General features: G+C 59.6%; 12 protein-coding genes. 4 read left to right on the forward strand and 8 right to left on the reverse strand.

Translation table 11 applies throughout. The annotated features are described in order from the left end of the window. Nucleotides 1-32 precede the first annotated feature (32 nt). The 4 genes from IPP95_06485 to pyrF form a co-directional block, all read right to left on the reverse strand. A complete protein-coding gene (locus IPP95_06485) occupies nt 33-269 on the reverse strand; it encodes a DUF1456 family protein (GenBank protein QQS73854.1) in 237 nt (78 codons plus the stop codon). A gap of 13 nt (nt 270-282) precedes the next feature. Then, nucleotides 283-513 (reverse strand): PspC domain-containing protein, encoded by a 231-nt coding sequence (locus IPP95_06490; GenBank protein QQS74210.1) that lies wholly within the window; start codon nt 511-513, stop codon nt 283-285. Between the two features lie 81 nt (nt 514-594). After that, the gene (locus IPP95_06495) at nt 595-1,974 is read right to left on the reverse strand and encodes a DUF2851 family protein (protein ID QQS73855.1); all 1,380 of its coding nucleotides are present in this window, start codon (nt 1,972-1,974) and stop codon (nt 595-597) included. Nucleotides 1,975-2,109: 135 nt separating this feature from the next. Next, nucleotides 2,110-2,943, reverse strand: a complete 834-nt coding sequence (gene pyrF, locus IPP95_06500; protein QQS73856.1) for an orotidine-5'-phosphate decarboxylase — start codon at nt 2,941-2,943, stop codon at nt 2,110-2,112. Between the two features lie 134 nt (nt 2,944-3,077). Between pyrF and IPP95_06505 the strand changes: the two genes are divergently transcribed. Next, nucleotides 3,078-4,388, forward strand: a complete 1,311-nt coding sequence (locus IPP95_06505; GenBank protein ID QQS73857.1) for a hypothetical protein — start codon at nt 3,078-3,080, stop codon at nt 4,386-4,388. After that, the gene (locus IPP95_06510) at nt 4,385-6,028 is read left to right on the forward strand and encodes an amidohydrolase (protein ID QQS73858.1); all 1,644 of its coding nucleotides are present in this window, start codon (nt 4,385-4,387) and stop codon (nt 6,026-6,028) included. The genes IPP95_06505 and IPP95_06510 overlap by 4 nt, the downstream gene beginning before the upstream one ends. Here IPP95_06510 and IPP95_06515 read toward each other — a convergent pair. Genes IPP95_06515 through IPP95_06525 form a run of 3 tightly spaced genes read right to left on the reverse strand, consistent with a single transcriptional unit; the run spans nt 6,025 to nt 9,875 of the window. Beyond that, on the reverse strand, nt 6,025-6,777 hold the full coding sequence (locus IPP95_06515; protein ID QQS73859.1) for a patatin-like phospholipase family protein: 753 nt from the start codon (nt 6,775-6,777) through the stop codon (nt 6,025-6,027). The genes IPP95_06510 and IPP95_06515 overlap by 4 nt on opposite strands. 43 nt (nt 6,778-6,820) lie before the next feature. Beyond that, on the reverse strand, nt 6,821-9,397 hold the full coding sequence (locus IPP95_06520; GenBank protein ID QQS73860.1) for a S8 family peptidase: 2,577 nt from the start codon (nt 9,395-9,397) through the stop codon (nt 6,821-6,823). 10 nt (nt 9,398-9,407) lie between these two features. Continuing rightward, nucleotides 9,408-9,875 carry a type I restriction enzyme HsdR N-terminal domain-containing protein gene (locus IPP95_06525; protein ID QQS74211.1) on the reverse strand — a complete coding sequence of 156 codons (468 nt, stop codon included), beginning with the start codon at nt 9,873-9,875 and terminating at the stop codon, nt 9,408-9,410. Between the two features lie 24 nt (nt 9,876-9,899). Here IPP95_06525 and IPP95_06530 point away from each other — a divergent pair, with 24 nt between their 5' ends. Together IPP95_06530 and holA are read left to right on the forward strand one after the other, a co-directional pair. Further along, nucleotides 9,900-10,673 carry an AMP nucleosidase gene (locus tag IPP95_06530; protein ID QQS73861.1) on the forward strand — a complete coding sequence of 258 codons (774 nt, stop codon included), beginning with the start codon at nt 9,900-9,902 and terminating at the stop codon, nt 10,671-10,673. Between the two features lie 215 nt (nt 10,674-10,888). After that, a complete protein-coding gene (gene holA / locus IPP95_06535) occupies nt 10,889-11,902 on the forward strand; it encodes a DNA polymerase III subunit delta (GenBank protein ID QQS73862.1) in 1,014 nt (337 codons plus the stop codon). Between the two features lie 86 nt (nt 11,903-11,988). Here the strand turns inward: holA and IPP95_06540 are convergent, their stop codons facing one another. Then, nucleotides 11,989-12,420 (reverse strand): DUF1573 domain-containing protein, encoded by a 432-nt coding sequence (locus IPP95_06540; GenBank protein ID QQS73863.1) that lies wholly within the window; start codon nt 12,418-12,420, stop codon nt 11,989-11,991. Nucleotides 12,421-12,711 lie beyond the last annotated feature (291 nt).

A 12,711-nucleotide genomic window follows, 5' to 3' on the forward strand; every position in this document is an offset into this window, starting at 1 on the left:
TCATGTGAATGAGGTTGTATGAACTGGGTTAGCTAAACCTTCTTCTTCTCCGGCATCGGCCCACGCAGATGGATCACCAAGCCATTGAGGAAATTCCGAAGCACTTGATCGCCAGCCTCCATGTACTTGGGATGGTCTTCCGTGCGGAAGAACGCGCCCAGTTCGGAAGTGGTCATGTGGAAATCCACCAAGGCCATGATCTTCACGATGTCGGTGTCGCGCAGCTTCAAGGCCACGCGCAGTTTTTTGAGGATATCGTTGTTCGTCATCGGGCCGGGCCGCTCACAACTCCCACACCGTGCTCCGCTTGGCGAAAGGCCGCTTGATCCGTTCCTTGTGCTCAAGCACGAAGGCCATCACCAGATAGGCCACCACGTTGAGGCCAGCCGTGACGAAGCTGAGATAGATGAAGCTGAGCCGCACTTGTTCCGTCTTGATGTTGAGCTTATGCGCCCACCATTCACACACGCCAAAAGCGTAGCGTTCAAAAAAAGTCTTGATGCGGTCGATCATGGTCTTAATCGGGCCGGGCGCGGCCATATAAAGCCGCAAGTTAGGCAGGTGCTTGCTGCTCGGTGGTTTTTTTTGGAGTGATCAACACTTCCTGGCATCGATACCGCTCAGCTTGTGCAACTGTGCTCCGATGGCACAGGAAAGGCATTTCCGCTCCGCGCAATAGCGCTTCTTCAGCTCGATCAGGGCCTGTCCCTGTGCCGCATTTCCCGCTTGTACCCCCAAGTCGGCCCACATGTCCACGATGCTGTTCCGCTCCACCGGAAGCTGCTCCATCAGCCCCAACGCACGGTCGATCCATGGCTGATGACCACGGATGCGCCCCATGGCGAAGAGGTAGGGAACGATGCAGTTGATGATGAGGCCATCCGCAGTGGACCGGCCCAGGCGTTTGGGCCGTGGTGCCGAGGCTTGATCGAAGCGGTAGTGTTCCTGCCAATATCCGTCGGCCTCCACTTCCAGGAGGGCACGGAGCGGGCCGGGGATGTCCTGTTCCAACAACTGACCATGGGCATCGGCGGAGCACGTAGTGAATGCGGCCCATTGCGCGATCCGCAGAGAAGGGAAGTTCGCCGGTCGTATCCGACCGAATTTCCAAGCCACCGAGGGCGCCGGGGTCAAACCGTGCAATCCAACCAACAGGGCATGCTCCTCCTGCAAACGCCGAGGATGTGCATCCGTGAATTCCCCGGCGAGCATCCCGGCCTGCCCGAAGAGCAGCGCCTCCGTCCGGACGCGGTCGTCACGGTATTTCAGCAAGAGCTTCAATGGCAAGGCATGTGCGAGCATCCCGAAAGGCTCTGCGTTCACATTCGCGCCCAGCCCGCGCAGCAGCATGTGGTGAAATGTCTCCGCAGGGTCGTTGCCCAACTGGCGATAGAGTGCCTCCACCTCCATAGTCTTGCGCTCCAAGCGCTCCACCAGCAGCCGCTCCAGCCAAATACCGATGCGGCCCTTGTCCACGCTCGGCAAACGGGAGGCGCAAGGCACCGGGCCATTAGCGGTCATCAGGGCATGATGCAGCCGGATGATCCGCTCACTGATGCGCGAACGCAGCTCCACTGTGGGCGGCTCCCTCCCCACTTCCGTGCGCACGTCCCCATCATGGAGGTAGACCGCATGCAACACCACGTTGTTGTACGCTGGGTCGTGCTGGTGCCCGTGGGCGTTCCACTCGCTGGAGCGCAAATGCACCTCCACGTTGCCCGCCCAGATCTGCTCGCCGATCCGCACCAAAGCGTCCTGCAGGTCCGGGCCGCTGTTGCCTTGGATCCGTCCGGCCTTCAACACCTCCAAGGATTCCCCGTCCGCAGTGCGCAGGTCTTCCCCATCGTAAAGCCCGGCTTCCCAGATGTGCTGCAACAGATCTTCGCCATAGGGGAATGCCGGGTCCAGTAGGATATCCGCCTCGCTGGACGGCATCGGAAAGGCATCCCCGGAACGATACGAAAGGCTCTCCATGACGGCGATTTTGGCGATCAACCGCCGATAAGATAGCGCTACGCCCCTCCGATCCGCATCCGTCCCTGAATTTCAACTACGGATGAACACGGATATACCCGGATCGAGTGATGAAAGAAACCTTGCGAGCCGGATTCAACCGATCACGCCGCGTGAACGCAACGCCGCCTCCATCGTCAGTTGCAACACCGCCGCGGCCTCCCGGGCCTTGGGGATGGCCTCTTCCTCCTTGCCCGCATACAAGATACCACGGGAGCTGTTGATCAACAGACCACCGTCCTTCGTGATCCCTTCCCGGAGAACTTCCGCGAGGTTCCCGCCTTGCGCCCCAACGCCGGGCACTAAGAAGAAGTGGTCCGGGGCTATTGCTCGTGCCTCCCGCAGGACCTCCGTCCGGGTTGCGCCCACCACGAACATGAGCTCGTTCGCACCGCCCAATTCGCCGGCGCGTTCCATCACCCGCTCGAACAGGCGCTGACGCCCGTCCTCCACTGGCAGGAACTGGAGATCCAACGCGCCTTCGTTGCTGGTTACCGCCAATACGATCGCCCATTTCCCGGGCCGTCCGAGGAATGGGGTGATGCTGTCGCTGCCCATGTACGGGGCCACGGTGACGGCGTCGAAATCCAAATGATCGAAGAAAGCCTCGGCATATTTGCGGGCGGTGTTCCCAATGTCCCCGCGTTTGGCGTCCGCGATGATCAGGCAATCACCCAAGCTCCGGATGTAGGCCACCGTGCTCTCCAGATCACGCCAGCCCGCCGCTCCGTTGGCCTCATAAAATGCCAAGTTCAGCTTGTAGGCCACGGCGAGGTCATTGGTGGCCTTCACGATGGCATGGTTGAAGGCGCGCACGGGATCGTGCAGCCTGCGGAAATGTTCCGGGAGCAGGTGGGGTTCCGTGTCCAGACCCACGCACAGCAGGCTCCGTTTTCGCTTGATGATGGTGATGAGCTCCTCTCTGGTCATGCTGACACAGCCGGTATCCGGGCGCAAAGGACGCCATTCAACCGTAACGATGGACGTGGAAGTACGGAGCCCTCGACAATAAAGCGTCCTCTGGAACAGCACAACGCGCCATGGCCCGGCTACATTTGGCGACAATGGCGGGCATTCTGCTCACATGCGGCTACGTCGCAGCATTCCTTTTCGTGATCCGGCGATGGCGCTTTTTCGAGGCTCCCGGCCTCCCGAAACGCACCATCTGTGCCTTGTTCCTGCTGAAGGTCGCAGTGGGCACTGCGCTGTGGTGGATCTATACCTATCACTACCCGGACCGCTCCACGGCGGACATCTACCGCTTCTTCGATGACGGGAACGTGTTGTTCAGCGCCCTGCCCGACCATCCCGGAGACTACTTCCGGATGCTCTTCGGGATCGGAAATGACAACGCCCACTTTAACGAGCACTACTACGCGGTGATGAACAACTGGCACCGCAAGTACGACACCGGTTACTACAACGATGCGCACACCATGATCCGCTACAGTGCGCTGGTGCGGCTGTTCTCCTTCGGGGTGTACCACGTACACACCGTGTTCGCATGTTTCCTCTCGCTCGTGGGCCTTGTGGCGCTGTACAAGACGTTCATCGGTTTCGTGCCTGAGATGAACCGGGCGCTCATGGCGGGCCTCTTTCTTTGGCCCAGCATGTTGTTCTGGGGCAGTGCACCGATCAAGGAGGCCCTGCTCTTCCTCGGTCTAGGTCTTTTCCTGATGGGCACTTTCAAGCTGATAGTCGGCCCATTGAGCTGGAAATACATTGGACTGTTGGTCTTCGGCCTGCTGGTGCAACTGGTGTTGAAGTCATACGTGTTGGCCTGCATGGTCCCGGGCCTGGCCGCGCTCTGGTGGTGCCGCCGCACTGGGGGCCGACATCCGATCTTGAAATTCGCTGCCACGCATACCATGGCCGCACTGCTCGTTCTGGGTCTTCCAATAGTCGCTGGAGGACCGGACATATTGATGCTCATCACGCAGAAGCAAAGGGACATGCTGGGCGTGGTGAGCCTCACCGACCCTGGCAGTTATATCACCGCGACACCCTTGGCACCGACGCTTTTCAGTTTCCTCCAGCAGGCGCCACATGCGTTGTACATGACCTTTCTCTCCCCGTTCGCCACCGGGGACCTGGGCGGGCTCGGCCTGCTCAGCGCCTTGGAAAACATGGTGATGGTCGTTCTCCTGCCCGTGGCGGCCCTCCGGGCAAGGCCATGGGCACGCATCGACCTGCCGTTGCTTCTGTACTTCGTTTCCTTCTGTCTCTTTTTGGGCCTTTTGATCGGCTGGACCACCCCCGTGGTGGGCGCCCTGGTACGCTACCGGGTGCCACTGCTCCCCTTCTACACCATTGCGCTCCTGTTGATCGCCGATCCCCGTAAACTGCCCAGTTGGGCCATTTTAAGCACCCGATGAGAACCTCCATTTCCGTCCTGGTCACTGCGCTGCTCCTGCTAACCTCCTGCGCCTACAAGAACAAAGAGGTCGATCTTGTGGTACGCAATGCCCATATCGTGAGCATGGACGGCGATGGCCATGAATACACTGCGATGGCGATCAAGGACGGGCGCATCCTGGAGTTGGGCGCGGAGCAGCAGATCTTGAACCGCTACCGCGCCAAGGAGACCTATGATGCGGGGACAAAGACGATCTATCCCGGCTTCATCGACGGGCATTGCCACTTCCTCGGCTATGGGTTGAACGCACAAAAAGTGGACCTCGCGAACGCGAAAAGCTGGAACGAGGTGCTGCGGCGCACGGAAGCCTTTGCCAAGGCGCATCCTGGCAGCGGTTGGATCCTCGGCCGGGGCTGGGACCAGAACCTCTGGCCGGACAAGACCAACCCGGTGAACGACAGCCTCAACCTCCTCTTCCCGGACCGGCCGGTGCTGCTGCAACGCGTTGACGGGCACGCCGCCGTGGTGAACCAAACCGGGTTGAACAGCGCCGGGCTTACGGCAGAAAGCACCATCGCGGGCGGGCTGCTGGAGAAACGTAACGGAAAGCTCACGGGCCTGCTCTCCGACAATGCCGTGAGCGTGTTCCAGAAGATCTTCAACGAGGCCGATGAGGCCACCAAACGCCAAGCACTGCTGACCGCCCAGAAGGATTGCCTCGCTCTGGGCCTCACCATGGTGTGCGATGCGGGCCTGGACGCCGGTACCATCGACCTGATGCGGAAGATGCAGGAGGAAGGCGCGCTGAAGATCCGGATCTACGCCATGCTCGCCGATGACAGCACCAACTTCCAGCGCTACGCCGATGGTCCGATCCTCAGCGACCGCCTCGTCGTGCGTGCCGTGAAGTGCTACGCGGACGGTGCGCTCGGCTCCCGCGGAGCACTGCTCATCAAGCCGTACAGCGACGACCCCGCCGCAGGTCATGGGCTGCAACTTTCCACGCGGGAGCATTTCCTGAAGGTGGCGCAATGGTGCAAGGAACACGGCTTCCAGATGGCCACGCACTGCATCGGCGACAGCGCGGACAGGCTGCTGCTGGGCGTGTATGGCGAAGTGCTGGGAGGCACCAACGACCTCCGCTGGCGGATCGAGCACGCCCAGTGCATGGACCCGCACGACTTCGACCTCTTCAGCCAATACAACATCATTCCCAGCGTGCAACCCACGCACGCCACCTCGGACATGCTGTGGGCCATCGACCGGTTGGGCCCGGAGCGCTTGTCGAACGCCTACGCAAACAAACGGCTGATGCAACAGAACGGCATGATCGCCTTGGGCACGGACTTTCCGGTGGAGGGCATCGATCCGCTGAAGACCTTCTACGCCGCTGTGGTGCGGAAGAACGCAGCTGGCATTCCCGAAGGCGGTTTCCAGATGAATGATGCACTGAGCCGTGAGGACGCCATGCGCGGTATGACGATGTGGAATGCACTGGCCACTTTCACGGAAAAAGATCTAGGCAGTCTGGAAGTGGGCAAGTTCGCGGACTTCACCGTGGTGGACCGCGACCTGATGAAGGGGAGCGAAGCACAGATGGCCAAGGCAAAAGTCAAAGCGACCTTCGTGAACGGAGAGCAGGTAGGCACAGGGTTCTAAGGCCGCTTGTCATCTCCTCTGTTCAGCAATTTCCTGGTCCATTCATAGCCGATCTCCTCCACTTTTTTCATCTTGCTCAGCTCGAACATGTTGAACCTCGACAACTCGGGCGGCTCAATGAAAAGATGACATCCTTTGGCGGAGCGCATCACCATTTCCCGGAAGTTCAAGTGCCAGATGCGGTCCATGGTGCGCATCATCCCCCGTCTTCCAGGAACAAAGACCGGCAAGGGGTTCACATGTACGGCGATCACCCGGTCCTTCATCGCCAAAAAGGGTTCCACGGGAAGATTGTTGCTGATCCCGCCATCCACGTAGTACACACCGTTCACCTGTACGGGTGGAAAAACCATGGGTATGGCACAGGAGGCCATCAGCGCCGGAAGCAATTCCCCACTGCTAAAAACGCGCTGTCCCCCCTTTTCCAGATCCGTTGCGGAGACATACAATGGGATCGATAGATCTTCGAAATGTGTGTGGCGGAGCGTTCGTCGTAAAAAGGCCTCGATACGTTTCGAGACCAAGGTCGGCTTGCGCATGAGCCTTGGGCGGCTCAATTCATCCTGGATCAGTTCGTTCGCCTCTTCCGGGGTCCGGCCATCAGCGATCAACGCCCCGACCAGTGCGCCCGCACTCGTGCCCGAGATAGCATCCGGCACGGTCCCCACCTCCCGGAAAGCCCGGAGCACGCCCAAGTGGGCCGCCCCGCGTATTCCGCCTCCCGAAAGCACAAAGGGCCGCGTTTCCATCTTCGCGAAAATAGCCTTCGTGATACGGACGGCACCTCGGGCGCTATTCCTTGATGAAGCGCAAAGTGGTAGTGGCCGGCGTGCCGCGCAAGCTCAGCAGGTATGCACCGCTGGCCAATCCATGCACGTCGATCACGGCCGTGGTCCCATGCACCGGGCCATGCTGCACGCTGCGCCCACTGGCGTCGTGGATATCGTACGCCGCGCCCATGACCGATGGGTCCATGCCCTGCAAATGCAATCGGTCCGACACAGGCACCGGCCACAAGCCAAGGCCCGTGCGCATCGCTTCATGGAAGCTGACTGTAAAAATGAAGACCGTATCGGAATTCGCGGAGCAGCCGATGCTATCGGTGATCTGCACGAAATAATGTCCGTTCTCCTCCGCCTCCAAAGTCTGACCGTCCGCGCCCGAAATAGGGACGGAATCCAGATACCACTGGTAGGTCGAGGCGGAACTGCTTTCCAAAGTAAGGCCGTCCACAGTAATGGTCGCCACAGGGAGCGGCTCGGGGGTCACGATCAACGTATCACTGCTGCCCGTACACCCTTCAGTGGATCCCACGGTGAGTTGGAGCGTATCGCCAGAGGTCCAAACATCGCGGAGTTCCGCTCCGGTGTTCCACAGATAAAAGTACATGAAATCCGGACCGGAGACCATCACGCTATCCCCGGCACAGAAGGCACTGGCCATGGTAAGCGGCACTTCAACGTTCGTGGCCACCAGCGCCGCGAAGGCATTGATCTTGCCCTGACCGAACCGCACGTTCGGCAGATCCCCGGTGAAGTCGTCCGCGAAGGCCGTCCCGTTGATCGCATCGCGGACCATGATGTTCGACGCCCGAGGGCATTTTTCCAACAACAGCGCCGCCGTGCCCGCCACCACGGGCGAGGCGATGGAGGTGCCGCCGTTCCGCATGTGCAGGCTGTCGATCAGCTTGTCCGGGCCATTGGTAAGGTATATCTGCAGGATATTCAAGGGACCCGCGCCGAAGGTGACATCACCTGGCGCGGCCACATCAGGTTTCACTACACCCGTGCGGGAGGGCCCGTGGCTGCTGTTCACGCTGATGGCGCCGGAGATGCCGCCAAGGTCCCGTGGCACGCCCGATACATCCGTGTACTGCTGTTGATTATAGTAGTTGCCCACGGTGATCACCTGCGGGGAACAAGCCCAGGAATCGACGATGCTCTGGTCCTTGTCCGGGGCCACATACCGCGCGATGGGCGGAAAGTCCGCGCTGTCCGGAATAGCCGTGATCATCTTCGAGGTGCCGAACACATCGGTACTCCATACATCGAAGCGTCCCTCGCCAATGGTCATGAAGCGGTAGTACAGCTGTGCGGCGGAATCCGGCTGTGGGATATAGACCTCCAGATGGTACTGCCCGTCGCGGAGCTGCCCTTGGGTGAACACCCGGCCGAGCTTATTGCCGTCGACGCTCCAGAGCGTGTCCATCACGATCTGCCCCAAGGTGCCTTGAATGTCGCGGAAGGGGATCCTACCGCGGAAGGCATAGCCACCATTGTATTTGTCGGCCCCAACGCTGTAGCTCACGTTATTGAAGTCCGCCGTGTCCGCCCAAAGGTCGAAGTACATGGCCCCCATGTTGAGGACGCTGTTCGGGTTGTAGGCGAACCAGGTGAAGGTGGTATCCGTGGTCACATCGGTGCGCAGGTGGTATGCTGGCAGCCCGCCGCTGTTCCCGGCCGCACAGACCAGGACACGGCCCGGTTCTGCCGTGAGCATCTGATCGATCATCAATGCCGCCGGGTCCAGTCCGTCATGGCTGCCGTAATAATCTCCGAGGCTGAGGTTGATGGCCACGGGCCGGCCCAAGGTCGCGGCTTGCTCGATGATGTAGCGGACGGCATCCACCACGGACGATGTCCAATTGGGGTGGTCCAGGTCGTTCGCAACGATGATAAGGTCCGCCTTGGGCGCCACTCCCTCGCAATGGCCGTTGCCATTGTTGTTCGCCGCTGCCGTGGCCGCCACGGTGGTGCCATGGCCATACTGGTTGAAGGGGTCCACTGCCGGGCAATCGCCCGCGTTGATGGCCGTGCTGTCCCATGCTTGCCCATACCCGAACCCGGCCGGTGTAAGCGCCTGGTCAAACGGATAATTCTGGTCCCAATAGCGGAGCACGCGGGTGCGCCCCGAACTGTCCAGAAAATCCGGGTGGTGAAAATCCAATCCCGTGTCGATGATGCCCATGATGACCCCTTCGCCCTGATAAGCCGCAGGCAACGGCGCAAGCCCTTCATGCACTTCGTTCACATGGGCCTTCACGCGCGAGCTGTCGTTCATCGTTCTTCCTTTTGAAAGACCGAACACGATGGTCCCCACCGCCGGGTCGAGATCCAGTTCCTTCACCCGTTGAACGGGCATGGAAGCCTGCACCCAACCGTCCACGGCCATCTTCACCATACCTCCATGCGTGAGCACTGTCCGGGCCACCTCGGAGGCATCGCCACCCAGAAACAGGTCCACACGGCCCGCCGGATCCGCAGTGGCCAGCCAAGCCCGCAACTGAAAGCCCATCTTCGACGGACCTTGGGCATAGGCCGCGCAGCAGACCAAAAAGAGAATGCCGAGGGTAAGGACTCGTGATCTCATGGGGTTAAAGTTACTCCGGGACCGGTACGCACAGCTCCTCGTAGGCCGGTACTTTGGTCAGAAAATCGATCTTCCCGTTCTCACGCCCTATCCGGCAGCAGTAATGAACGAGTCCATTGGACGCCAGCAGGTAAGGCACCTTGAACACGGTGTTGTAGCGGGCCACTTGCTCGAACGTGCGTTGGTCCACCTTCACCTCGGGCGCCTTGCATTCCACCAGTAGCACGGGTCCGCCACTTCGGGCATACACCACCACATCGGCGCGCTTGGTCAAATTATTCACCATGAGTTTCTTCTCCACTGCGATCAACGAGGCGGGACAACCCAGCTCATGGATCAGGTAATTCAGCAGATGCTGCCGGACCCATTCCTCGGGCGTCAAAACCACCCAAAGGCGGCGCACGGGATCGAATACGCGCCCCCCCTGCCCGTCGTGCATAGTTTTGACCCCATGATCCGGCAAGTTCAAGACTTTCATCATCACTGCTAATACCGAACAAAAGTGCATACCAAAGAGGACATCGTGAAGAACTGGCTGCCCCGGTATACCGGCGTGGCCTTGGAAGACTTCAAGCCGTACGTGCTGTTGACCAATTTTGACAACTACCTGAACCTCTTCACGGAACAGACCGGCGCCACCCAGCACGGGCAAGGCAAGCCGATGCAGGTGGCCATCGCCGAGGACATGGTGATGATCAACTTCGGCATGGGCAGCCCCACAGCGGCCACCGTGATGGACCTCTTGAGCGCCATCTCGCCGAAGGCTGTGCTCTTCCTGGGAAAATGCGGCGGCATCAAAAAGAAGAACGAGCTCGGCGACCTGATCCTGCCCATCGCGGCCATCCGCGGGGAAGGCACGAGCAACGACTACTTCGCCCCGGAAGTGCCCGCCCTGCCAAGCTTCATGATCCACCGCGCCGTGAGCGGCGTGATCCGCGACATGGAGCTGGACTATTGGAGCGGTACGGTTTACACCACCAACCGCCGCGTGTGGGAGCATGACGAGGACTTCAAGGAGCGTCTGCGCCGCGACCGCTGCATGGCGGTGGACATGGAGACGGCCACCATCTTCATCACTGGTTTCTACAATGAGATCCCCACCGGCGCATTGCTGTTGGTAAGTGACCAGCCGATGGTACCGGAGGGCGTAAAGACCAGCGAGAGCGACAAGAAGGTCACCGGTAGTTTCGCGGAGAACCATGTGAAAGTGGGCATCGCCTCCTTGCGTGACATCATCAACGAGGGACGTTCCGTGAAGCACCTGCGCTTCGAGTAGATGGAACGCTGATCAGGATGGAACGCAGATGCATGCCTTCGGCAGCCAGGGACGCTGAAAGGGCTGATCTTCGCGGATCTGGACTGTTGATGGAGAAGGGTGATTGGTGGATGGTGACCGGTGACTGGACGGCTGCCGACTGCGACTGCCGACTGCGACTATAAATTGCCAACTGCCCCCTGACAACGAACAACTGACAACTCGACCTTTGCAACATGAGCACAACGGACGATTTCAAGAAGATCCGCAAGGAGATCGCCGCCGGTGCGTTCAAGCCCGTGTACTTTCTGCACGGTGAAGAACCCTTCTTCATCGACCGCATCGCGGAGGAGATCGAGCTTCACGCGTTGCAGGAGCACGAGAAGGACTTCAACCTGAGCATCCTGTACGGCAAGGACACGGAGCCGGACGTGGTGCTGGACACCTGCCTGCGCTACCCGATGATGGCCGAGCGGCAAGTGGTGGTGCTGCGCGAGGCACAGACCTGGCGCATCGATGCCTTTGATAAGCTGGAGGCCTATTTCAAGAAACCCACGCCCACCACGGTGCTGGTGATCTGCTACAAGCACAAGAAAGCCGATGGGCGAAAGACGTGGCTGAAGGACCTCGGCAAGAAGCAGGTGGTCTTTGTGAGCGACAAGCTGAAGGAAGAGAAACTTCCCGAGTGGATCCAGCAGTACGTCTCCTTCCACAAACGCCGCATCGGCCCCGTGGAAGCAAAGCTGCTGGCGGACCACTTGGGCAGCGATCTGGGTAAACTCACCAACGAAGTGGAAAAACTCTGCATCGTGATCGAGCAAGGTGGAGCCATCACCGGCGATCTGATCGAACGCAACGTGGGCATCAGCAAGGACTACAACATCTTCGAATTGCAGAAGGCCATCGGTACACGTGATCACCCAAAAGCGCAGCGCATCGCACAGTTCCTCTCCAACGACAAAAACTCCCCCTTGGTGATGACCGTGGGCCTCCTCAGCTCCTATTTCGGCAAGCTGGGCATCGTACACACCAACACGGGCAAGTCGCAAGGCGATCTGGCCGCGGCGTTGAAGGTCCCACCCTTCTTCGTGAAGGACTATACCAACGCAGCCCGTGCCTATCCGATGGAAAAAGTGCGCGAAGCCCAGCACTTGCTCCGCGAAGCGGACCTCCGCGGCAAAGGCGTGGGGAATACCAGCGCCGATGGTGGGGAGTTGCTCCGGGAGCTTTTGGCGAGGGTGATGGTTTGACGAAAAAGGTATCGCCGTCCGGGGAAATTCCCTGACGGCGACACCTGCATGCTTCTTGGGGGCACGGATACCCGTGCCTTTATTCGTTACTGGGCCTTCATGGGCTTTTCCTCCGCGGGCGCTTTCTCTTCCACCACGCCCTTGATGTTCACCGTCAGGCTGGGAGTATTCGTAGCATTGCTCGTAACGGTCACCGTCTTTGTGAATGGGCCCACGCGTTCCGTATCGTAGTGCACGTTCACAACCGAAGTTTGTCCCGGAAGGATGGGCGCGGTATCGCATTTGGGGACCGTGCATCCGCAGGAGCCTTGGCAGTTGCTGATGATCAAGGGCTTGTCACCCGTGTTCGTCACCACGAAGTTGCGGTTGCCGTCGGCGCTTTTCTGAATGGTCCCATAATCAACCAGGTCTTTGTCCACACTGATCAAGGGGCCAGTACCCCCCACAGGCTTGCTATCAGATTGGGCCATGGAGCCAAAAGCCAGTAGGAAGGCGAAGGAAAGGAGAATGGTTCTCATCGGGTTCGTTGGTTATAATGCAAAGAATGGGCTCCTCGTGCCTCCCCCGGAAGACCTTGGCAAGACATTAACAATCTGCCACATGTGGTGATAATCCCGCAAGTTCCGTTCGCGTCGCACCTTCAACACATCGACCGCGTACGGCACACCATTTTTCGCCGCACGAACATCGCTGACATCCCGACCTGTCCCGATCGACAGCACAGCAAGAGGTTGACCGCATCAGCGCTGATGATGAATTAGTCTTGAGTCCGGAAGTCATGAGTCGGACTCTCGACTCCCAGACTCAAG

The organism is Flavobacteriales bacterium (assembly GCA_016700415.1).
Lineage (GTDB): Bacteria > Bacteroidota > Bacteroidia > Flavobacteriales_F > PHOS-HE28 > PHOS-HE28.